This window comes from Streptomyces sp. AJS327 (assembly GCF_013450295.1).
In the GTDB taxonomy this organism is placed as follows: domain Bacteria; phylum Actinomycetota; class Actinomycetes; order Streptomycetales; family Streptomycetaceae; genus Streptomyces.
Genome location: NZ_SKBR01000004.1, coordinates 876126 through 899464 on the forward strand (window position 1 = coordinate 876126; position 23339 = coordinate 899464).

A 23339-nucleotide genomic window follows, 5' to 3' on the forward strand; every position below is an offset into this window, starting at 1 on the left:
GCGACCGCGCGTCTCCCGGGCGGGGGCGCCTCAGCGCGGGGTGTACCGGCGGCCGGTCCTCGTGGACGCCCGGCCGAGCGCCCCCCGGGGCACGAGCTTGCTCGCGCCGAGCACCGCCTTGTACCGCGGGTCGGGGACGCACAGCGTCCTGCCCCGGGCCAGGTCGGCCAAGGCCGTGTCGACCACCCGGTCCGCCCTCAGCCACATCCAGCCGGGCACCCTGCCCGCGTCCATCCCGGCCCGGGCGTGGAACTCGGTGCGGACGAACCCGGGGCAGAGCGCCATCAGCCGCATCCCGCTGTCCGCCAGGTCGTTCGCCGCGCCCTGCGTGAACTGCGTGACCCACGCCTTGGAGGCGCCGTACGTGCCGCGGGGGAAGAAGGCGGCGACCGAGGACACGTTGATCACGCCGCCCCGGCCCCGGTCCCGCATTCCCTCCACCGCGGCCGTGGTCAGCCGGAGCACCGCCTCGCAGTGCACCTTCAGCATCGTCAGCTCGTCCGCCATCGGTACGTCCAGATAGCGGCCCTTGTTGCCGAACCCGGCGTTGTTGACGAGCAGGTCGACGGGGTGTTCGCGGTCCCGCAGCCGGTCCTCGACGGCCGCGATCCCCTTCTCGGTGGCGAGGTCGGCGGTGAGGACGCTCGCCTCGACACCATGCCGGTCGTGCAGGTCGGTCGCGTGTTCGCGAAGCCGCGCCGTGTCCCGCGCGACCAGCACCACATCGTGGCCGTCCCGAGCCAGCCGCCGGGCGAAGGCGGCACCCAGCCCGGCGGTCGCCCCGGTAATCAGTGCAGTCGTCATACCGCGAACGGTATCGGCCGTGCCGCGTCCCCCAGTTGGGCCCGCACGGACGTACGCCCGTGCGACGTGCCACCCACCGCCCCGGCCAGCCGGAGCATCCGCCGGACGGACGCGGCGCCGACGAGCCGTGCGGCCTCCGCCCCCGGCAGCTCCGGCCCCGGCCGCCCGGCGGTCCGCCGAAGCCCGGCTCCCGTTCCGCGGAGCCCCGGGCTAGGTGACCGGGGCGTGGTGGGTGGGGCCGGTGTCGGAGTCCGGCCACGTCTCCGGTTCGCCGGAGCCGGGCGTTCCCGGCGCCGGACGCGCGGGACGGGCGGCCTCGGCCGGGAGCGGCCTGGCCGGCGGGTCCGGGCGGGCGTCCGGACCGGTGGCGGGCGGCGCGGTGGCGGGTCCGGGGCTCATCCGGGTGCGGGCGCGCCCCATCAGCTCCTCCCGCTCGTCCTCGGTCAGCCCGCCCCAGACCCCGTACGGCTCACGGACGGCGAGGGCGTGCGCCGCGCACTCGGAGCGCACCGGACAGCGCATACAGACCTCCTTCGCCGACGTCTCCCGCGCGCTGCGGGCGGCGCCCCGCTCGCCCTCCGGATGGAAGAAGAGGGAACTGTCGACGCCCCGGCAGGCGGCGAGGAGCTGCCAGTCCCACAGATCGGCGTTCGGGCCCGGGAGGCGGGAGAAGTCTGCCATTGCCTATCCCCTCGGTGTGCTGAGCGCTGCGAAGAAAGAGGTACGTAAATATGACTCTTTCGAATCTCGCTACCGATGACACCAAAACCGAGGAAATGCCTCAAATCGGGCAGTAAACAACCGCCCACGGGCGGAGCGGGTCACGCCAAATGCCCGAGGACGGCGGAACTGATCCGTGTACGCGCACTCACGTAGAGTGTTGGACTCAGCCGCTGGAAGCCGTAACTCTTTCGGGTGACCGTCGTTGAGAGTGCGAAAGCGGTTGATGAAGTCAGCTCGGGCTCCCACGTCCTGGCTGTCAATCGCACAGATGACGATTCAAGCAGCCTGGAGGCTCAAGGTGATGCGCATCAGCTGCGGAGGGCGGTCATGACTTCCGTCCTCGTCTGCGACGACTCCCCGCTTGCCCGGGAGGCACTCCGCCGAGCGGTGGCGACCGTGCCCGGCGTGGAGCGGGTGACGACGGCGGCCAACGGCGAGGAAGTCCTCCGCCGCTGGGGCGCCGACCGTTCCGACCTGATTCTGATGGACGTCCGCATGCCCGGACTGGGGGGCGTGGAGACGGTACGGCGACTGCTCTCCGCTGATCCGGGTGCCCGGATCATCATGCTGACCGTCGCCGAGGACCTGGACGGTGTGGCGCTGGCCGTCGCCGCCGGTGCCCGGGGATACCTGCACAAGGACGCCTCGCGCGCCGAGTTGCGGGCCACCGTCACCCAGGCGCTGGCCGACCCGACCTGGCGACTCGCCCCCCGGCGGCTCCGTTCCGCCGAGATGGGGGCGGCGCCGACGCTCACCGCGCGCGAGATCCAGGTGCTGGAGGGCATGAGCCACGGCCGCTCCAACGCGGAGATCGGCCGTGAACTCTTTCTCTCCGAGGACACGGTGAAGACCCACGCCCGGCGGCTGTTCAAGAAGCTCGGCGCCTCGGACCGCGCGCACGCCGTGGCGCTCGGCTTCCGCTGGGGTCTGGTGCGCTAGCGGGTCCGGGGCGCACGCCCTCGGGCGCCCCGGGCGGCGGTACGGGGAGCACCTGGCGGTGCTCCCGGGCCGGTTCGCTCACGTGCGGGACGTGCTGGATGTGTCAGCCGTGGTTCGCCGTTGCGGTGGGCCGTGGTGATGGTGGTGAGGCGTCGTGTCCGTCGGTCCGGACCCCGTCGGGGTGGCCGGGACCGCCTCGGCACGGCGTCCGTCGGTTCGGGCCAGGGCCGTCTCCCGTGGGGACGGCCGCCGCCCCGGCTTCCGTCGGGGGCCACCGGGGTCCGGGCTGGTCCGGGTTCCGCCGGTGGCGCGGGGTCGGACTTCACGCGCGTGGGGCTCGACCGTGGTGGGGACAGGGCGTGTGGCGCGGCCCCGTCGACGTCCGTCCGTTCCGCGCTTCCCCCGAGTGGGTGGTTCGGGAGCGCGGTACGCCGGCCGCGCCGTCGGCCCGGTCCCCGGGGGCGACGACGCCGCGTCCGATGGTGGGGGCGAACCCGGGGTGGGGAAGGCACCGGCCGGACGCGGCGGGTGAGGGGGAGAAGGACCGCCGGTGCGCCGGACCGGGTCCGGGGGGTGGAACCGCCGTTCCGTGCCCGTTTCGCCGGATGGTCGGAGGGCCGCCGCGGTGCCCGCCAGGGTTTCCGTGGCCCCGGCAGCAGGGCCCGCCGGACGCTCTGGTTCGCTTGCTGGATTGAGGTGTCCCAGGTCAGTGGTGGGTCGCCGGGGACGGGAGCGAGGTGTGACCGGTGCGATATCGCGAGGCGGCGCTCAGTAATCCCGCGCGTGCCGCATGCTTGAGGTATGGAGTTCCTCGGCGACCGGTCGGGCAGGCGTGAGGGGAGAGCGCGGGACATGAGTACCAGTGCGCCAGCTCATAGTGCCGCACGGCGCGAGAACGGGCGCGGTGCGACGGATCGTAGGACTGCGACGCACCGCCCACCGGTGCGCGATGACGAGAACGGGGGGCCGCCCATGCCGGTTGCCGGGCCGCGGGAGGTCAGCGCCCTCGTTCAACGCGCGGCGGAGGGGGACGAGCAGGCCAGACACGACCTTCTCGCCCAGGTCCACCCGCTGGCGCTGCGCTACTGCCGTACCCGGCTGACCCGGCTGCCAGGGGACGCGCGGCACTTCGTGGACGACCTCGCCCAGGAGGTGTGTATCGCGGTGCTCTGCGCCCTGCCGCGCTACCGGGACACGGGCAAGCCGTTCGAGGCGTTCGTGGTGGCCATTGCCCAGCACAAGGTGGCTGACCTGCAACGGGCCGCGATGCGTCACCCCGGCAGCACCGCTGTCCCCTCGGACGAGATGCCGGAGCGGCCGGACGACTCGCTGGGCCCGGAGGAGCGCGCGGTGCTCAGCAGCGACGCGGAGTGGGCGAAGAAGCTCCTGGCCAACCTGCCGGAACACCAGCGGGAGCTGGTGCTGCTGCGGGTCGCCGTCGGGCTGACGGCGGAGGAGACGGGACAGATGCTGGGGATGTCCCCGGGCGCCGTGCGGGTCGCCCAGCACCGGGCGCTGAACCGGCTCCGGGAGCTGGCGGAGGAGTAGCGCTGGCCCGTTACCATGGATTTCCGCACCAGGGCAAGCATTGGGAAAGGTGTCATGACGGAACGAGTCCCCGGGGTAGACGGTGTCCCCGACAAGTTCGCCACTCTCGGGCTGACCTACGACGACGTGCTGCTCCTCCCCGGTGAGTCGGACATGGCGCCGGAGCACATCGACACCTCCTCGCTGGTCTCGCGGAACGTCCGGGTGAACGTGCCGCTGCTCTCCGCCGCGATGGACAAGGTCACCGAGGCCCGGATGGCGATCGCGATGGCGCGGCAGGGCGGGGTCGGCGTGCTGCACCGGAACCTGTCGATCGCGGACCAGGCCACCCAGGTGGACCGGGTCAAGCGGTCCGAGTCCGGGATGGTCGCCGACCCGATCACCATCCGCCCCGAGGCCACGCTGGCCGAGGCGGACGAGCTGTGTGGCACGTTCCGGATCAGCGGGGTGCCGGTCACCGACGGGGCGGGCAAGCTCCTGGGGATAGTGACCAACCGCGATATGGCCTTCGAGGACGACCGCAGCCGCCGGGTCCAGGACGTCATGACGCCGATGCCGCTGGTCACCGCCCGGGTGGGCACCTCGCGGCACGAGGCGATGGAGCTGCTGCGCCGCCACAAGATCGAGAAGCTGCCGCTGGTGGACGCGGAGGGCGTGCTCAAGGGGCTCATCACCGTCAAGGACTTCGTCAAGGCCGAGCAGTACCCACTCGCCGCGAAGGACGCCGAGGGGCGGCTGATCGTCGGTGCCGCCGTGGGCGTCGCGGGGGACGCTTACGAGCGGGCTCAGGAACTGGTCCAGGCGGGCGCCGACTTCATCGTGGTGGACACCGCGCACGGCCACTCCCGACTGGTCGCCGACATGGTCGCGAAGATCAAGTCGAACACCTCGGTCGACGTGATCGGCGGCAACATCGCCACCCGCGAGGGTGCCCGCACACTGGTCGACGCGGGCGCGGACGGCGTCAAGGTCGGCGTGGGCCCGGGCTCCATCTGCACCACGCGCGTGGTGGCCGGGATCGGGGTGCCGCAGGTCACCGCGATCTACGACGCGGCGCTCGCGGCACGTGAGGCCGGGGTGCCCGTGATCGGGGACGGCGGTCTCCAGTACAGCGGCGACATCGCGAAGGCGCTGGTCGCCGGAGCGGACACGGTGATGCTGGGCAGCCTGCTCGCCGGGTGCGAGGAGTCGCCGGGCGAGCTGCTGTTCATCAACGGCAAGCAGTTCAAGTCGTACCGGGGGATGGGTTCGCTGGGCGCCATGCAGAGCCGCGGCGAGCAGAAGTCGTACTCCAAGGACCGGTACTTCCAGGACCGGGTCAGCGGGGACGACAAGCTGATCCCGGAGGGCGTGGAGGGCCAGGTCCCCTACCGTGGCCCGCTCTCCGCCGTCGTGCACCAGCTGGTGGGCGGTCTGAAGCAGTCCATGTTCTACGTCGGTGGGGCGACCGTTCCGGAGATGAAGGAGAAGGGCCGGTTCGTGCGCATCACGGCGGCCGGGCTGAAGGAGAGCCACCCGCACGACATCCAGATGACCACGGAAGCTCCCAACTACACGCGGCGCTGAACCCGCCCGCCCCCGGACGCTAGGCTGGGCGCGTCTCTCGGAGCCGGCGGACGGCTCGGGGAGCCGTTCGGACGCGAAGGGGGCGCGATGCTCTACGCGGTGCGGTTCAGCGAGGAGGCGGCGCGGGTCAGGGACGGCCTGCCGAGCGACCGCCGCGCGCTGCTGGAGCGCGGGCTCACCCTGCTGGCGCAGGACCCGCGGCCCGAGATGTCCGTCCCGATCTCGGCCGACGAGGCGACCCGCTCCCTGGCCCTGACACCGAACATCGGCGTCGAGTACGTGGTCAGTGACGGTCTGCTGCTGGTGCTGGTCCTGCATGTGGTGGACTTCACGCAGGTACTCGTCCCGGAGTGACGGGGGTGCGGGGGCTGTCGGGGTGTGGGGAATACTGGGGCGGCAACCGTATGGAAGGCCACTTTCGTGACTGAGATCGAGATCGGGCGCGGCAAGCGCGGACGGCGGGCTTACGCCTTTGACGACATCGCGGTGGTGCCGAGCAGGCGTACCCGGGATCCAAAGGAAGTCTCCATCGCGTGGCAGATCGACGCGTACCGCTTCGATCTGCCGTTCATGGCCGCTCCGATGGACTCGGTCGTCTCGCCGCGCACCGCGATCCGCATCGGGGAGCTGGGCGGCCTCGGGGTGCTCAACCTGGAGGGCCTCTGGACCCGGTACGAGGACCCGGAGCCGCTGCTGGAGGAGATCGCCGGGCTGGACGAGCTGAGCGCGAGCCGCCGGATGCAGGAGCTGTACTCGGAGCCGATCAAGGAAGAGCTGATCGGGCAGCGCATCAAGGAGGTGCGCGAGTCCGGGGTGGTGACCGCGGCGGCGCTGTCGCCGCAGCGCACGGCGGAGTTCTCGAAGGCGGTGGTGGACGCCGGGGTGGATCTCTTCGTGATCCGGGGGACCACGGTCTCGGCCGAGCACGTCTCGGGCGCGGCCGAACCGCTCAACCTCAAGCAGTTCATCTACGAACTGGACGTGCCCGTGATCGTCGGTGGCTGCGCCACCTACACGGCGGCGCTCCACCTGATGCGGACCGGCGCGGCCGGGGTGCTCGTCGGCTTCGGCGGCGGCGCCGCGCACACGACCCGGAACGTGCTCGGCATCCAGGTGCCGATGGCCACCGCCGTGGCGGACGTGGCCGCCGCCCGCCGGGACTACCTGGACGAGTCCGGGGGCCGCTACGTGCACGTCATCGCGGACGGGGCGGTCGGCTGGTCGGGAGACCTGCCCAAGGCCATCGCCTGCGGTTCGGACGCGGTGATGATGGGCTCGCCGCTGGCGCGCGCCACGGACGCGCCGGGCCGTGGCCACCACTGGGGCATGGAGGCGGTGCACGAGGAGCTGCCACGGGGCCGCCGGGTCGACCTGGGGGCCGTGGGCACGCTGGAGGAGATCCTGCTCGGCCCCTCGCACACCCCGGACGGCTCGATGAACTTCTTCGGCGCGCTGCGCCGTGCGATGGCCACGACCGGCTACTCCGAACTGAAGGAGTTCCAGCGGGTCGAGGTCACGGTGGCCCGCTCCCGCTGAACCCCGCCGTCCGCGCTCGCGCCGCTCCCCGTCCACGGGTGGGCGGCGCGACGTCGTACGGGGGTACGACGGCGGCCGGGCAACGGGCTGGCGTGGGACGGTCGTTGGGGCCCGCGGCCGGTCACAGGCGGTGGGCGGCGCCCGCGGGACTCGCGCCCCGGGTGTCCAGCAGCAACTGCGCCTTGGCGGCCAGCCCCTGGAGGTCGTAGGTGCGGTGCTGCTGGAGCAGGAGCGTCAGGTCGGCGTCGGCGGCGGCCTCGTAGAGGAAGTCCGCGCGGGGGATCGGGCGGCCCGCCACCCGCCACTGGAGCACGTACGGGTCGTGGTAGCTCAGCTGCGCGCCCAACTCACGGAGCCGGGTGGCGATCTCGTCCGCCGGGGAGCCCTGGCGGCCGGGGTGGTCCGGCTTGTAGGTGACGCCCAGCAACAGGATCCGGGCGCCACGCGCCGACTTGCCGTGCTCGTTGAGCAACGTGGTGGCGCGCTGGGCGACATAGCGGGGCATGCGTTCGTTCACCTCCTGCGCCAGCTCCACCATCCGCAGCGGGTACCCCAGTGAACGGCTGCGGAACGAGAGGTAGTTGGGGTCCAGCGGGACGCCGGGGCCGCCCACGCCGGGGCCGGGCCGGAACGCCTGGAAGCCGAACGGCTTGGTCTCCGCGCAGCGGATCACGTCCCACAGGTCGATGCCCAGGTCGTGGCAGAAGACCGCCATCTCGTTCATCAACGCGATGTTCAGCTGGCGGTAGTTGGTCTCCAGCAGCTTGCAGGTCTCGGCCTCGCGGGGGCCCCGGGCCCGCACCACTTTGTCCGTCAGCCGTCCGAAGAAGGCGGCGGCGGCCTCCGTGCAGGCCGGGGTGAGCCCGCCGATCACCTGGGGGGTGTTCCGGTAGCCGTAGACCCGGTTGCCGGGATCGGTGCGGGACGGGGAGCAGGCCAGGTGGAAGTCCCGTCCGGCGCGCAGTCCCGAGCCCTCCTCCAGCAGGGGGCGCAGGATTTCCTCGGTGCCGCCCGGGTACACCGTCGACTCAAGGATCACGGTTGTCCGGGGGCGGAGCTGGGAGGCGAGGGTGTGAGCGGCGGCGCGCACGGCGGAGAGGTCGCGCGCGCGGTCGGCGCCCAGCGGCGTCGGCACGGTGATCACGGCGGTGCGGACGCGTCCGAGCACCGCCGGGTTGGTGGTGGCCCGGAAGCCCCCGGCCAGCATCCTGCGGATCTCCGCCGGGGTGGCCGCCGCGTCGGCCGGGGGCCGTCCCGCGCTCAGCTCGGCGACCGCGCGTTCGTCGGGGTCGAAGCCGATGGTGCCGACTCCGGCGGCGGTGGCGGCGCGGGCCAGCGGGAGACCCGAACAGCCGAGTCCGATGACGGCGAGATCTGCTGGCATGGCGGCGGGCTTCCCTTCCCCTGGGCACTCCGAGTACGGCCCCGGTACGGCGCACTGAGTGGCATGCGACGCTATGCAACGTTAAGCGTCTATATGACAGATATACGGAATTCTGGGTCGAGCCGCGCCAGGCGCCAGCCAAAGTCGTGGAAATGGAGGACCATCGACAGTGCGGCGGGTGCTGAGGGTGCCCGGCGGAGGGCGGACGGTGGTGCCGTGGCGCGTACCGGCCGGGCGGCGGCCGGATCCGTGCGCCGGGGCGCGTACCCGTAGACACCCCGGCGCCCGGGCGGGGATGCTCGCACCTCCGCGGTAGCGCCGGGCCCGGTGGGGCCCCGGACGTCTCCCGGGGCGAACGGCGGCACACCGGGCCCACCCCGCACCGCGTCGGATCGCGCGTCACCCGTCGGCGCCACGGGCCGCCGGGAGGCGCCCGGGTTCCGGCCCGGGGCGCGGGAGCTGGCGGGCGCGCGGGATGAGCGGGAGCGGACGGCAGGAGCGGACGGCGCGATGGGAGCGAGCGGGACGGGAGCCAGCGGGACGGCGGGTGGCGTCGGACGGACGGCCGAGGTGAGCCGAGTGAGCAGCGCCCGGCTTTCGACAGCACAGGAGGCAGCGTGAGGACAGCGACACTGGGACCGGAGCAGCGCGCCGAGGCACTGGCGAGCATGGCCGAGCGGGAACTCGACGTGCTCGTCGTCGGGGGAGGGGTGGTCGGCGCCGGGGCGGCGCTGGACGCGGCGACGCGCGGCCTCGCCACCGGCATCGTCGAGGAGCGGGACTGGGCCTCCGGGACCTCCAGCAGGTCGAGCAAGCTGATCCACGGGGGGCTGCGCTACCTGGAGATGCTGGACTTCGCGCTCGTCCGCGAGGCGCTGAAGGAACGCGGGCTGCTGCTCCAGCGCCTCGCCCCGCACCTGGTCAAGCCGGTGCCGTTCCTCTACCCGCTCCAGCACCGGGGCTGGGAGCGGTTCTACGCCGGATCCGGGGTCGCGCTGTACGACACCATGTCGATGTCCTCGGGGCACGGGCGAGGCCTGCCCGTCCACCGCCACTTGACCCGGCGGCACGCGCTGCGGGTCGCCCCGGGCCTGCGCCGGGACGCGCTGGTGGGCGCCTTGCAGTACTACGACGCGCAGATGGACGACGCGCGGTACGTCGCCACACTGGTGCGGACGGCCGCCGCGTACGGCGCGCGGGCGGCCAACCGGGCCCGGGTGGTGGGCTTCCTGCGCGAGGGGGAGCGGGTGGTCGGGGCGCGCGTCCGTGACCTGGAGCAGGGTGGCGAGTTCGAGGTGCGCGCCAAGCAGGTGGTCAACGCGACGGGTGTGTGGACCGACGACACCCAGGGACTCATCGCGGAGCGCGGGCAGTTCCACGTGCGGGCGTCCAAGGGCATCCACCTGGTGGTGCCGAAGGACCGCATCAACTCCTCGACGGGGCTGATCCTCCGTACGGAGAAGAGCGTGCTGTTCGTCATCCCCTGGGGGCGGCACTGGATCGTCGGGACGACGGACACCGGCTGGGACCTGGACAAGGCCCACCCCGCCGCGTCCAGCGCGGACATCGACTACCTCCTCGACCACGTGAACGCGGTGCTCGCCACCCCGCTGACCCGGGACGACGTGGAGGGGGTCTACGCGGGCCTGCGCCCGCTGCTGGCGGGGGAGTCGGACGCGACGAGCAAACTGTCGCGGGAGCACACGGTGGCGCACCCGGTGCCGGGGCTCGTGGTGATCGCGGGCGGCAAGTACACCACGTACCGGATCATGGCGAAGGACGCCGTGGACGAGGCGGTGCGCGGGCTGGACCAGCGGGTGGCGAACTGCGTGACCGAGGAGGTGCCGCTGGTGGGCGCCGAGGGCTACCACGCGCTGTGGAACGCGCGGGCGCGGACGGCGCAGCGCACCGGTCTGCACGAGGCGCGGCTGGAGCATCTGCTGAACCGCTACGGGTCGTTGACCGACGAGGTGCTCGAACTCGTCGCCGCTGACCCGGCGTTGGGCGAGCCGTTGCCCGCCGCTGACGACTACCTCAAGGCCGAGGTGGTGTACGCCTGCACCCACGAGGGCGCCCGGCACCTGGACGACGTGCTGACGCGGCGGACGCGCATCTCGATCGAGACCTTCGACCGGGGGACCCTGAGCGCCCGCGAGTGCGCCGAGTTGATGGCTCCGGTACTCGGTTGGGACACGGCCCAGATCGACCGGGAGGTGACGCACTACGAGAAGCGTGTGGAGGCGGAGCGCGAGTCCCAACTCCAGCCGGACGACCAGACGGCGGACGCCGCGCGGCTGGGGGCGCGGGACATCGTTCCGCTGTAACTCCGGGGGGCCGGTGGGGCGCTGTGAGATGTGGGGGAATCGTGGCTCACCGGTGTAGCCCCCGTCCCTGAGGAGTCGGGACGATGGTTCACAATGAAGGACGCTGCGGGGGGTGGGCTTACCGCAGAAGGGGACTCAAGGGGATTCATGAGTGAGGACGACGCGGGACGGCTGGTAGGGGGTCGCTATCGGCTTGAGGAGGTCCTCGGCCGCGGCGGAATGGGCACCGTGTGGCGGTCGCGTGACGAGATCCTCGGCCGCACGGTCGCGGTGAAGGAACTCCGCTTTCCCTCCAGCGTCGAGGAGGAGGAGAAGCAGCGGCTCATCACGCGGACCCTGCGCGAGGCGAAGGCCATCGCGCGGATCCGCAGTGGCAGCGCCATCACCGTCTTCGACGTCGTCGACGAGGACGACCGTCCATGGATCGTGATGGAGCTGATCGAGGGCATCTCGCTGGCCGAACACATCCTGGACCACGGGCCGTTGGAGGCGCAGCGCGCCGCCGAGGTCGGCCTGGCCATCCTGGACGTGCTGCGCGCCGCGCACCGTGAGGGCATCCTGCACCGGGACGTGAAGCCCTCCAACGTGCTGCTGGAGGAGGGTACCGGCCGGGTCGTGCTGACCGACTTCGGCATCGCGAAGGTCGAGGGCGACCCGTCCGTCACCTCGACCGGCATGCTCGTTGGCGCCCCCTCGTACATCTCCCCGGAGCGGGCACGCGGCAAGCCGCCGGGCCCGCCCGCCGACCTGTGGTCGCTGGGCGGCCTGCTGTACGCGGCGGTCGAGGGCCGCCCTCCGTACGACAAGGGCTCGGCGATCTCCACCCTCACCGCGGTGATGACCGAACCGGTCCCGCCCGCCGAACGCGCCGCCGAACTCGACGAGGTCATCCGGGGGTTGCTCATCAAGGACCCGGACCAGCGGCTCGGCGTGGACGAGGCGCGGGCCCTGCTGGAGCCGGTCGCCTCCGGCGCCGCGCTGGAGGCGCGCGGCGCGGAGGGCAGTACCACGCGCGTGCTGCCGACGCCCGGCGCCGACTCCGGCTCCGGGCGGCCGTCCGAGGGCCGTCCGGCCGCCGACCGGCTGCGGGGCGCGCTCAAGTCGGTGCGGAACGCCACGGCGGGCGCGGCGGCCAGCGCCGGGGGCTCCGGGTCCGGCGCGAGCGGCCGCGCGCCGTCCTCCCGCTCCGCCCCGGACCGGGCCTCAACTCCGTCTCATAGCAAGGCTGTTGGCGAGAAGACCCCCTCTTCGGGGACCGCGGACCAGGGGGCGCGTGGCACGTCCGGCGGGACGCGCGCCGCCGCCCCCTCCGGCGGCGGCCCGGAGCCGGTGGGCTCCATCACCTCCCTGCGGGACCTGCGGGAGGTTCCGGAGCTGCGGCGCAACGTCTCGCGGCGCACCCTGGTGATCGTCGCGGCGGTGGTGGCGCTGATGGTGGCGCTGGGCGCGATGATCGCCGCCGCGGCCAGTGGAGGGGACGACAAGGGCAACGAGTCGGCGTCCTCCGGCGGTTCGGGCGACACCAGCCCCACGCCCGGCAAGGACGAGTCCCCGGGGGACGAGAGGGACGGGGATGGCGGGGACTCCGGGAAGGACGACGCCAAGCCCTCGGACAAGCCCGCGAAGCCGAAACTGCCCCGCGTTCCGGACGACTTCAAGGACGTGGTGGACGACCGCTTCAACTTCCGGATGGCGATGCCGGACGGCTGGAAGCGGACGGGCGTCGCGGGCGCCAACTCCGGCGGCAAGTACTCGAAGCCCGGCGGCGGTTACCCCCGGATCCAGGTCGACTACAACAGCCGTCCCGGCGCGAACGCGGCGGCCGCCTGGCGGGGCCTGGAGCCCGCCGTGCGCAAGGCCAGCAACGACTACCGTCGGCTCAGCCTCCGGCCGGTCGACTGGCGGAACTATCCGACCGTCGCCGACTGGCAGTTCACCCGTACCGAGGGCGGAACCAAGGTGCGGGTGCTCAACCGGGGCTTCAAGGTGGACGGCGGCCGGGGCTACGCGATCATGATCACCTGCCCGGCCGACGCGTGGACCACGGGCGAGTGCCGCCAGCTCCGGCAGTCCGCGTTCCGGAGCTTCGCCCCGAAGTGACGGTCGCTCCGACCCCGGACCGGCCGCCGACCGGACCCGAACCGACCGCCCGGCCGGACGCGAACTGACCGCCTGTCCGGGCGCGTTCACGCGCGGCGTGCGCGGAACCGGTGTGTCCCGGTCGCCCCGGCGGGGCGCTGGGGGGCCGCCCCCGCGCTTCGGTGCCCCGGGGTTCGGCGTACCCGTGCTTCCGCGCCCCCCCGCGACGCCCGGTGTTCGCGGGCGGCGACGCTGAACAGACCCCGTCGGCACGGGGGTTGGGTTCGGACGGGTCAGGTGCGGCGCGGCCGGTGCCCGGCGCGGCCTCACGTGGATGTTCGGACGGCGCCCGCCCGTCCGGGGACGTATCGTGAAGGGTGTGAAGGCGGCGAAGGGCCCGGCGCGTCCCATGGCGGTACACCTCCGGATGTGTGCGGACTCCGCGCCGGTCGGTCACCGTGCCCTCCGGGGCTGACCGCGTCCGGGTCACCGCCTTCGGGGGCGGGTGGCGGCCGGTGTGGGGCGTCGCGGTGGATGTCGGTGACGGGTGGTTCGATGACGGTGCCGGGTTCGGGATCCGGCCGTCCCACCGGGGTGGGGCCCGCTCGGTTTCGGCCAAACACGGTGGGAACGGGCCGAGTTGCCGCCGGTCGGGCGGTAGGGAGCCGGTCGTGTCCGGCCGCCGGAAGGGCAGGGTGCCGGTATCCCGGGCCGAAGGTGGGTATCCGTCCGTCGAACGAGTCGTGTCCGGCGGATCCGGCGCGCGCTTCGGCGGTTGAGGGAAGCTGAGAGAGACTGTCGGTGCTCGTGGGCCAGTTCGGCCTTCGGGTTCGGCACGGATGACGGGCTCGTACGGTGTGGGGAGGCGTCGTGGACGAGAGCGCGGATTTCACTGGGCGGTTGCTGGCCGATCGTTACCGGCTGTCCCAGGCTCCCTCCGAGGAGGACGAGTTCGCGGCGCCGTTCGCCGGGACGGTGGCCTACGACACCGCCAGCGGTCAGGAAGTGCTCGTCCACCAGCTGCCGTTGCCGGAGGTCGTCGACGCCGAGGTGATGGACGGTACGCCCGGCGGCCGGGCGTACGGCTCTCCGGGCGCGGCCGGTCCGCGCGGCGCGTACGGACGCGCCACCCGCCGCCCGGCCGATCCGGCGGCGCGGCGGGCCGTCGAGGCGGCGCTGGCCGCCTCCCGCATCCCCGACCACCCCCGGCGCGACCAGGTCTTCGACGTCTTCGTGGAGGACGACGGGCTGTGGATCGTCAGCGAGTTGGTGCCCGGGCTGCCGCTGGACGCCGTCCTCGCGGACCGTCCGCTGGGCCCGCACCGGGCGGCCGAGATCGCGGCGGATCTGCTCGCCGCGCTCGGCGCCGTCCACGCGCACGGGTGGACGCACCGGAACATCACCGCGCACACCGTGCTGATCTGCGAGGACGGCCGGGCGCTGCTGACCGGCCTGGCGGTGGGCGCCGCCGAGGAGGCGCTCTCCGGCTACGATCCGCTGCCCCCGCCCGGCGGTCCGCCCGCCGTGCCCACCGGCGGCATCGCGGACGAGGAGCCCGAGGACGGCTTCCCCGAGGACGGCTTCGACGGCGGGCCCGAGCCGGGCCCTGAGCCCGGCCCGCGTCCCGAACCGGCGCTGCCTCCGGGGCGTTCGGCGCGCTCCCCGTACGCCGACCACGTGGCGCTGGACCGCCCGGGCGCGGACCGGGGCGCGCCCCCGCCGCTCGCGCCGGGCCCGGTGGCGCCGCCGTGGCCGGGTGGCACGCTGCCCGAGGGCTTCACCCCGTCGGCCTCCGCCGCCCGGCCGGGAACGCCCGGCGGCCCCAACGGCCCGTACGCCAGGCCCCCTTACGGCAGTGATCCGTACGCCGCCGAGCGGGACGACCCCTACGGCGAGCAGGGCGACCCGTACTCCGCGCGCGGTCACGACCCGTACGACGAGCCACCCCCCGGCGCGGACGGGCCGTTCGGCGCCAGCACCGGCCAAGCTCCCGGCGACCGCCGCGAGTTCGGCCGCCCGGCGGGATCCGGCGGACCCGGCGCGCACCCCGGCTCCGACGCCCGCCCCGGCCCCGGTACCACGGGTTCCGGTGTCGAGGGGACGCGGGGTGTCCCCGGGGGCGACTCGGCCGAGGCCACCGAACGCGCCGCGCGGCGCGGCGCTATCGCCGCCTACCGCGCCGGGACCCAGCGGGCCGCGGCGGTGCGGGCCGAGGCGGAGGCCCGTCAACGGCGGGGCGACTCCGACCCGTTCGGCCCCGGTCAGGGCTCCGGCCACCCCGGTGGGCCGGGAGCCGGCCGTCCGGCGGAGGCCAGCCCGGCGGGTGGTCGCGGCGAACTCACCCCGGCGAACGACGGGTTGAACCGGTCCGGTGCGGACGACGAGGTCCGCTGGCTGCCCGCCGACCGGAACGCCGAGCCGCCGGACGCGGTGGACGCCGCCATGCTCCGTGCCGCCGAACGGCACCCCGAACGCCCGGGCCCCACCGCGCTTCCCGGTGCCCGGCAGGGCAACAGCCGCCGAGTGCACTCCTGGTGGGAGAGCGCGACGGAGCCGCTGCCGGAGAGCGCGGACAGCCGGGCGGACGGTCACCCCGCCAACCCGGCCGGTCTTCCGGACGGGCCGCACGGACCGGACGCCCACGGACCGGAGGATGTGTACGGGCCGGACGGAGCGGAGGATCCCCTCCCGGAGGGGTGGGAGGAGGACGCGGAGGAGGCCCGCCCCTGGGGTGGCGAGCCCGCCGACGACGGCCGCTACCGGGGCCCGACCAGCGCCCTCGCCTCCGAACGGGCCCGGCACACCCGCATGATGGTGGTCGGCCCGGTGACCGAGCGGTGGGCCCCCGAACAGGCCGGACCGGTCTACGACAACTGGCGGCTCGCCCCGCCGGTCGGCCCGGCGGCGGACCTGTGGGCGCTGGGCGCGCTGCTCTTCCGCGCCGTCCAGGGGCACGCCCCCTATCCGGAGGACAGCGTCGCCGACCTCGTGCAGATGGTCTGTGGCGAACCGCCCGCCTTCGCCGAGGACTGTGGCCCGCTGCGTCCGGTCGTCGAGTCGCTGATGCGTCAGGACCCCACCGAGCGGCCGGACTTCGAAGAACTGCGTGGCTGGCTGCGCTCGTTGATCCGCTCGGCGCCCGAACCCGAGGCGGGCCGCCGGGTGGTGACGGCGCCGCGCTCGCTGGAGTCCGGAGCCGCCGACCCACGGCGGCTGCCGATCAAGCGGCGCCGCGGTGAACTGGTGCGCCGCCGCCGGGCCCAGAACCGTCCGGCGGCCCGCGCCGAACAGCGGACGGAGCGAGCGGAACGGTCAGAGCGCCGGGCCGAGCGGAAGCGCGGCCGGGGCGGTCGGGAGCGCGGCCCGGCCCGGCTGGGACGGCTGCTGCTCGGCGCGGTGCTGCTCGGACTGACGGCGGCGGTGCTCTACGCGCTGTGGTTCATGCCCGAGGGGGGCGCGGGCGGCCAGCAGAAGGGCTCGGTCACCAGCCCCTCCGACGGCGACCAGGCCGACGGCGGCGACGAGAAGGACAACGGCGCCTCCTCGGGCGGGAGTTCGGACAAGAACGAGGACGGCGAGGGCGGGGACAGCGAGCGGGACAAGGGAGACAGGGAGGGCGGCGGGAAGAAGGACGAGGACGGCAACGACAAGGGAGAGGGCGGCGGTTCGTCCACCCCACCGGCCAAGGCGCCCTCGGGGTACGTGATGCGGAACGACGCGGCCGGTTTCCAGGTGGCGGTCCCGAAGGGCTGGACCCGGCAGGCGCTGGGCGGCGGCCGGGTGCGCTACACCGGGGACGGCGTGGAGATGATCCTGGTCAGCGGCCGGGACAGCGCGGCACGCTACGGCAGCGACCCGCTCCGCTACCAGACCGACAACGAGCGGGAGTTGGGCGACTTCCGGAGCGCCGACTGGGCGGAGGCGTCCGAGGAACGCCGGATCGAGGTGGGCGACCAGTCCATGGCCGAGGGGGAGTTCTCCTGGCAGGTGGACGACGCCCCCGGCATGTTCGCGCGCAACCGTGCCGTGCTCATCGAGGGCAACTACCACGTACTGCTCGTCAAGGGGCCGGAGTCCCGACGGGCCGCGATCGACCGGCACTTCGAGAACACGGTGGACACCTACCGGCCCAGGAGCGCACGCTAGCCGCCCGGTTGGCGACCCCGAACCACCTCGGCCGGTCGGTTCACCGGCCCACGGCGCACCCGGTCCCGGCCCGTCCGGTCACCTCGTGACCGGCGCGCCGATCCGTGGAGAGCGGCCACCCCGGCCGTGCCGACGGGGCGGTGGTCGGGACCGGTGCGGCGCCGGGAGCGGAGTGGGGCGGCGGACCGGGCGGGTAACCGTGGGCGCTACGATGCGCCGTCGGCCGGACCACGCCCTCCGGGGCTGGCCCGCCGAAGGGTGGACACGTCCGCGTCCCGCCCTTCCGGAACGGGCGGCTCGGCCCGGGGAGCGGCGGTCCGCCGGGCTCCGGCGCGCGGCGCGGTCCCGCGTTCGGGGCCCGGGGAGCCGTGGCGTACCCCGTCGGTCTTCGACGTGTCTCGTCCGCGTCACAGCCCGGGCAATCCGGCTGGAGTCGATCGCGGTCGGCAGGTAAGGATGGTGCGATGAGTCATGAGGGGGATCCGGTGAACGAGCCGACCAGTTACGGGCTTCAGCCGCCGACCGGACAGGGGGCGCGACACCCCGGGCCGGGGCAGCAGCCCGGCGCTGGGCAGCCGGGCGTTCCGCACCAGCCCCCGCCCGGCTACGGCCAGCCCGGTCAGTCCGGCCAGCCCGCCGCCCAGTGGCAGTCCGGCCCGCCGCCCCAGCCAGGGCAGCCCGGGCAACCGGGGCAGCAGCCTCAGCCTCCGGGCCAGCCCGGGCAGCCGGGTCAGCAGCCGTTCCCCGGCCAGGGTCCGCACCCGGGCGCGGGGATGCCCGGCGCGCCGGGGCCCTACGAGCCGACCCAGGCGGCGTCCGCGCCCATCCCCCCGCCGGCCGGTCCCGGCTCCGAGCCGGGCGCCGCACCCGCGTCCGCCCCGCCGGACCCGGGCTCCGGGCGGCTGCTCGGCGGCCGCTACCGGCTGGGCGCGCGGCTGGGACACGGCGGCATGGGCACTGTCTGGCGGGCGCACGACGAGGTCGTGGACCGGGACGTGGCGGTCAAGGAGCCGCGCGTGCCCGACCACCTCTCGGAGCACGACCGGCAGACGATGTACCAGCGGATGCGCCGGGAGGCGCGCACCGCCGCCCGGATCGACCACCCGTCCGTCGTCACCATCCACGACGTGGTGGTGGAGGAGGACCAGCCGTGGATCGTGATGGAGCTGGTCCAGGGGCGCAGCCTGGCGGACGTGCTCGGTGAGGGCACGATGGAGCCCCGCGAGGCAGCCCGGATCGGGCTGGCCGTGGCGGGCGCGCTGGACGCGGCGCACGAGAAGGGCGTGCTGCACCGGGACGTGAAGCCGGACAACGTGCTGCTCGGCCGGTACGGCCGGGTGGTGCTGACGGACTTCGGTATCGCGCAGGTCGAGGGCGAACAGGGGCTGACGGAGACCGGATCGTTCGTCGGCTCGCCCGAGTTCATCGCGCCGGAGCGGGTGCTGGGCCAGCGGCCCGGGCCCGAGTCGGACCTGTGGTCGCTGGGCGTGGTGCTGTACACGGCGATCGAGGGCGTCTCCCCGTTCCGGCGCAGCAACACCCCGGCCACCCTCCAGGCCGTGCTGTCCTCCGCCCAGCAGCCGCCGTCCCGCGCCCAGGGCGCGCTGCGCACGCTGCTGATCCAGCTGTTGCAGAAGCAGGCGGGCGACCGCCCGGGCGCGGCGGAGGTGCGGCAGGTCCTGGAGGAGGCCTCGCGTCCGGTGCCCGCGCCGCGCACCACCGCGCTCGCGACCGGTCCGGTGGGCGGCGGCAACGCGGTCACCCGGGTCACCCGCTCCTACGTGGGCAACGTACGGACCAAGCGGCGCTGGCAGTTCGGCACCGGCGGGGTGGTGGTGGCGCTGGCGGCCGCCGTCGCCGCGGTCGTGTTCCTCACCGCCGACAAGGCGCCGGAGGGCTGGACGACGCGGGACGAGGACAAACGCGTCAAGGCCGAGCTGGCGGTGCCGGACGACTACACGCGCAGCGCCGACGAGTCCTCGGTCAACTGGACGGACCCGGGCGGGGTCTTCACCATCGACGTCGCCCGCGAGACCAAGGACGTCAAACGGAACTCGCTGTCGGACGCCAACTCCTACAAGAACCACTACGACGAGGGCGCCCAGATCGACTACGAGGCCACCATGGAGGAGGTGAAGTGCGCGGTGAAGGAGGTCACGCACCAGGGGGAGGACGCGGCCCAGGTGACCACCACCTTCGACGTCCCGGAGGACGAGATGGAGGAAGAGAAGGCGAAGCCGCGCCAGCACCGCAAGGAGCTGATCCTGGTGACCGACGACGACGTGCGGTACCGGGTGACCGTCAACATGCCGGCCAAGGGCAGCAACCGGTCGGAGGGCGACCGGATCTACCGCGAGGTCGTGAAGAGCCTCAAGATCCACGGCCTCTGATCCGTCGGCCACCACGGCCCCCGGGGGACCGGGCGCCGTGGTGGGGGCGGCCCCGGCCGGTCGGCACCCTCCGTCGAGGACGTTCGCGGGCGTTCGCGGGCGGTGGGGTGAGCGGGGCTGGTGGGGCGCCGCGGACCCGGTTCCCGCGTGTGCGACGCCGGGCGCCACAATTGCGCCACTGATTGCTGGCGGATTCCGTGAAAAGCGGTTACCAGCGGGTATACGACGCCGGGCCGCCGCCGTACTCTCGACACCATGACGGATGCGCAGGACAGCAACGCGGACGTGGACGCCCGGCCCGGCGGCGGGGCCACGACGGAGAGCGCGCCGGGAGGTCCGGTGACCAACCCGGCGGCGCCGGTCCCCGACGGGGTGCGGCAGGCCGCCGACGTGGTGACCCCGGAGCTGGTCGCCGAGCTCACCAGGGGCGTCGTCGGCAGCGGCCGGACGGTCAGCCACACCCCCTTCACCCAGGAGCGGCTCGCCGAGCTGCCGGAGTCCACCCCCGAGGACGTGGCGACCGCCTTCGAGCGGGCCCGCACGGCGCAGCGCGCCTGGGCCGCCACCCCCGTACGGCGCCGCGCGGCCGTCCTCCTCCGCTTCCACGACCTCGTACTGGAACGCCAGCGCGAGGTGCTGGACCTGATCCAGCTGGAGACCGGCAAGGCGCGACTGCACGCGCACGAGGAGGTGCAGGCGGTCGCCATCGCCGCCCGCCACTACGGCCGCCGGGCGCCCGGCTACCTCCGGCCGAAGCGGCACACCGGAGCCATCCCGGCGCTGACCCGGGTGTCCGAACTGCGCCACCCGCGCGGGGTGGTGGGGCAGATCGCCCCCTGGAACTACCCCCTGGAACTGTCCGTCGGGGACGCCCTCCCCGCCTTCGTCGCGGGCAACGCCGTGGTGATGAAGCCGGACACCGAGACCGCGCTGACCGCGCTCTGGGCGCGGCGCCTGCTGATCGAGGCCGGGCTGCCGGAGGGCGTCTGGCAGGTCGTGCTGGGCGAGGGCCCGGTCGTCGGCCCCGAGGTGGCTGACCGGGGCGACTACGTCTCCTTCACCGGCTCCACCGCCACCGGCCGCCAGGTCGCCCAGCGGGCCGCCGCCCGGCTGGCGGGCTGCTCGCTGGAGCTGGGCGGCAAGAACGCCATGCTGGTGCTGGACGACGCCGACCTGGACAAGGCCGCCGCCGGAGCGGTGCGCGGCGCGTTCTCCTCGGCGGGCCAGCTGTGCATCTCCATCGAGCGCCTCTACGTCCACGAGTCCGTCGCCGACGCCTTCCTGGCGCGCTTCGTCGCCCGCACCCGGGCGATGCGGCTCGGCGCCTCGCTGAGCTACGGCGCCGACCTGGGCTCGCTGGTCTCCCAGCGGCAACTGGACACCGTCACCCGGCACGTCACGGAGGCCGTCGCCAAGGGCGCCACCGTCCTCGCGGGCGGGCGGCCCCGGCCCGACGTGGGGCCGTTCTTCCACGAGCCGACGATCCTGGAGGGCGTCGAGGCCCCCATGGCCGTCTGCGAGGAGGAGACCTTCGGCCCGCTGGTCTCGGTCTACCGCTTCTCCGACGAGGACGAGGCCGTGGAGTTGGCCAACGCCACCCCGTACGGCCTGAACGCCAGCGTCTGGAGCCGGAACGGCCGCCGTGGCCGCGCGCTCGCCGCCCGGCTGCGGGCCGGCACCGTCAACGTCAACGAGGGCTACGCCGCCGCCTACGGAAGCGCCCAGGCGCCGATGGGTGGGATGGGCGACTCCGGGCTCGGACGGCGGCACGGCTCCGAGGGCATCCTCAAGTACACCGAGGCGCAGACCGTCGCGCACCAGCGACTGCTGCCCATGGCGCCCTCGTTCGGCATGGACGACGCCCAGTACGCCGCGTTCATGAGCCGCTCCCTCAAGGCCCTCAAGGCGCTTCGCTTCCGCTGAGCGCCGCCCCCGCGCCCCCTCCCCTGCGGCGTCCCGACGACGTGGGCGGCGCGGGGTCGGGGCCCCGGCCCGGGCGCCGGCCCCGCCGTCCCGGCCTCGGGCTTCGGCCCTCGGGCGTGCGGGGCCGGGCCCCGCCGTGGGAGACCGCCCCTCCCCGCCGCCTCCCCGTACCGCCCCGCACGTCGAACCGCCGCCCCGGGAAACCCCGTTCCCGGCGCCGCCCCGGAGCGCCCGCCCCCGGCCTTCCCGGGCGAAGGCCGCTCCCCGCCCGGCCGCCGCCGGGCACCCGCACCCGCCCCGTCCGCACTGGAGGTCCCCCATGCCGGAGTCGTCGGAGAACCCGGAGCCAGCAGAGAGCCCGGAGGACCCGGAGCAGCCGGAGATACCGTCCGCCGCGCGGCGGAACGACGCGTACGACTACGACGTGCTGGTGATCGGCTCCGGCTTCGGCGGGGCCGTCTCGGCCCTCCGCCTGTCCGAGAAGGGCTACCGCGTCGGCGTGCTGGAGGCCGGGCAGCGCTTCACCCGGGAGACCCTGCCCGCCAGCTCCTGGGACCTGACCAAGTTCCTCTGGGCGCCCGCGCTCGGTCTCTACGGCATCCAGCGCATCCACCTGCTCAGCAACGTCATGATCCTCGCGGGGGCCGGGGTGGGCGGCGGCTCGCTCAACTACGCCAACACCCTCTACGTCCCGCCGCCCGCCTTCTTCCAGGACCGGCAGTGGGGCCACATCACCGACTGGCAGGAGGAGTTGAAGCCGTTCTACGACCAGGCCCGGCGGATGCTCGGCGTCCGGCTCAACCCCACCATGACCCCCTCGGACGTGCACCTGCGCGACACCGCCGAGCGGATGGGCATCGGCGACACCTTCCACCTGGCGCCCGTGGGCGTCTTCTTCGGCGACGGACGGGACGCGGCCCACGCCCCCGAGGCCCCCGCCAACGGGCAGGACGACCCGGGCAGCCCGGACGATCCGGCCGCCCCGGCGGGCCCCCGGGCCGCGCCCGGAGACGAGGTGCCCGACCCGTACTTCGGCGGCGCGGGCCCGGCCCGGCGCGCCTGCGTGGAGTGCGGCGAGTGCATGACCGGCTGCCGGCACGGGGCCAAGAACACCCTGATGGAGAACTACCTCTACCTGGCCGAGCAGGCGGGCGCCGTCATCCACCCGATGACCACCGTGGTCGAGGTGCGGGAGGAGCGCCCCGGCGGTGAGGACGGCGCGCCCGGAACGGACACCGGCTTCCTCGTGTCCACCGTGCCCACCGCCGCCCGGCGCGGTCGCGGCACCCGGCGGCGCACCGGCCGCGCCGGGGCCGCCGCCAACGGCCCGCGCGGGATGCGGACACTCCGCGCCCGGCGGGTGGTCATCGCCGCCGGGACCTACGGCACGCAGAGCCTGCTGCACCGGATGCGGGACAGCGGCGTCCTGCCGCGCGTCTCGGACAAGCTGGGTTTCCTCACCCGCACCAACTCCGAGGCGCTGGTGGGCGCCCAGACGATCAAGCGCCGGTACCGGAGCAGGTGGGGGCGGGACGCCACGCTCGACTTCACCCGGGGCGTGGCCATCACCTCGTCCATCCACCCCAACGAGAACACCCACATCGAACCCGTCCGGTACGGCAGGGGCTCGAACGCGATGAGCGCCCTCACCACCCTCCAGGTACCGCAGCACAGCGCGCTCCCGAAGCCGCTGGCCTACCTCGGCGTCTGCCTGCGGCACCCGGTCCACTTCGCCCGGTCCCTCTCCGCCCGCCGGTGGTCCGAGCGGATCATCATCGGCCTGGTGATGCAGAGCCTCGACAACTCACTCACCACACACCGCCGGGACAAGGGACTCGGCAAGGGCGTGCTCACCGCCCGGCAGGGACACGGCGCGCCCAACCCCGTGCACATCCCCGAGGCCGCCGAGTTCGCCAGCACCCTGGCCGGGGAGCTGAACGGCTTCGCCGGGAGCAACGTCGGCGAACTCATGGGGAC

At 74.0% G+C, this 23339-nt stretch carries 14 protein-coding genes and 1 pseudogene; 11 read left to right on the top strand and 4 right to left on the bottom strand.

Going from position 1 to position 23339, the window contains the following annotated elements; all coding sequences use genetic code 11:
- Positions 1-30 precede the first annotated feature (30 nt).
- The gene (locus E0L36_RS25700; RefSeq protein ID WP_180931618.1) at positions 31-804 is read right to left on the bottom strand and encodes an SDR family oxidoreductase; all 774 of its coding nucleotides are present in this window, start codon (positions 802-804) and stop codon (positions 31-33) included.
- A 357-nt stretch (positions 805-1161) separates the two neighbouring features.
- Positions 1162-1485: pseudogene (locus E0L36_RS28380) on the bottom strand (WhiB family transcriptional regulator); the annotation flags it as partial.
- Positions 1486-1854: 369 nt separating this feature from the next.
- Here E0L36_RS28380 and E0L36_RS25710 point away from each other — a divergent pair.
- From E0L36_RS25710 to E0L36_RS25730, 5 genes are all read left to right on the top strand, one after another.
- Entirely contained in the window at positions 1855-2466 is a 612-nt protein-coding gene (locus E0L36_RS25710) for a response regulator transcription factor (RefSeq protein WP_003948568.1), read from the top strand.
- Between the two features lie 972 nt (positions 2467-3438).
- A complete protein-coding gene (locus tag E0L36_RS25715; protein ID WP_308416934.1) occupies positions 3439-4014 on the top strand; it encodes a sigma-70 family RNA polymerase sigma factor in 576 nt (191 codons plus the stop codon).
- Between the two features lie 54 nt (positions 4015-4068).
- Positions 4069-5580, top strand: a complete 1512-nt coding sequence (guaB, locus tag E0L36_RS25720) for an IMP dehydrogenase (protein ID WP_180931620.1) — start codon at positions 4069-4071, stop codon at positions 5578-5580.
- Positions 5581-5667: 87 nt separating this feature from the next.
- Positions 5668-5934 carry a hypothetical protein gene (locus tag E0L36_RS25725; protein ID WP_180931621.1) on the top strand — a complete coding sequence of 89 codons (267 nt, stop codon included), beginning with the start codon at positions 5668-5670 and terminating at the stop codon, positions 5932-5934.
- Positions 5935-6000: 66 nt separating this feature from the next.
- Entirely contained in the window at positions 6001-7116 is a 1116-nt protein-coding gene (locus E0L36_RS25730) for a GuaB3 family IMP dehydrogenase-related protein (protein ID WP_180931622.1), read from the top strand.
- 121 nt (positions 7117-7237) lie between these two features.
- Here E0L36_RS25730 and E0L36_RS25735 read toward each other — a convergent pair whose 3' ends face one another.
- The gene (locus tag E0L36_RS25735; protein ID WP_180931623.1) at positions 7238-8500 is read right to left on the bottom strand and encodes a nucleotide sugar dehydrogenase; all 1263 of its coding nucleotides are present in this window, start codon (positions 8498-8500) and stop codon (positions 7238-7240) included.
- 617 nt (positions 8501-9117) lie between these two features.
- Between E0L36_RS25735 and E0L36_RS25740 the strand changes: the two genes are divergently transcribed.
- The 3 genes from E0L36_RS25740 (at position 9118) to E0L36_RS25750 (ending at position 17049) form a co-directional block, all read left to right on the top strand.
- Positions 9118-10824: a glycerol-3-phosphate dehydrogenase/oxidase gene (locus E0L36_RS25740; protein ID WP_180931624.1), complete on the top strand. Its 1707-nt coding sequence runs from the start codon at positions 9118-9120 to the stop codon at positions 10822-10824.
- A gap of 147 nt (positions 10825-10971) precedes the next feature.
- The gene (locus tag E0L36_RS25745; protein ID WP_180931625.1) at positions 10972-12924 is read left to right on the top strand and encodes a serine/threonine-protein kinase; all 1953 of its coding nucleotides are present in this window, start codon (positions 10972-10974) and stop codon (positions 12922-12924) included.
- 849 nt (positions 12925-13773) lie between these two features.
- Positions 13774-17049 (top strand): hypothetical protein, encoded by a 3276-nt coding sequence (locus E0L36_RS25750; protein WP_180931626.1) that lies wholly within the window; start codon positions 13774-13776, stop codon positions 17047-17049.
- A 407-nt stretch (positions 17050-17456) separates the two neighbouring features.
- Here E0L36_RS25750 and E0L36_RS28070 read toward each other — a convergent pair whose 3' ends face one another.
- Complete coding sequence (locus tag E0L36_RS28070; RefSeq protein WP_258016556.1) at positions 17457-17810, bottom strand: hypothetical protein; 354 nt, start codon at positions 17808-17810, stop codon at positions 17457-17459.
- A 12-nt stretch (positions 17811-17822) separates the two neighbouring features.
- Between E0L36_RS28070 and E0L36_RS25755 the strand changes: the two genes are divergently transcribed.
- The 3 genes from E0L36_RS25755 to E0L36_RS25765 all read left to right on the top strand — a co-directional run.
- Positions 17823-19439 carry a serine/threonine-protein kinase gene (locus tag E0L36_RS25755; protein WP_258016557.1) on the top strand — a complete coding sequence of 539 codons (1617 nt, stop codon included), beginning with the start codon at positions 17823-17825 and terminating at the stop codon, positions 19437-19439.
- A gap of 255 nt (positions 19440-19694) precedes the next feature.
- Positions 19695-21362, top strand: coding sequence for a succinic semialdehyde dehydrogenase (locus E0L36_RS25760; protein ID WP_180931628.1), 1668 nt, complete (start codon positions 19695-19697; stop codon positions 21360-21362).
- 319 nt (positions 21363-21681) lie between these two features.
- A partial coding sequence (locus E0L36_RS25765; protein ID WP_180931629.1) for an FAD-binding protein occupies positions 21682-23339 on the top strand: 1658 nt, incomplete at its 3' end.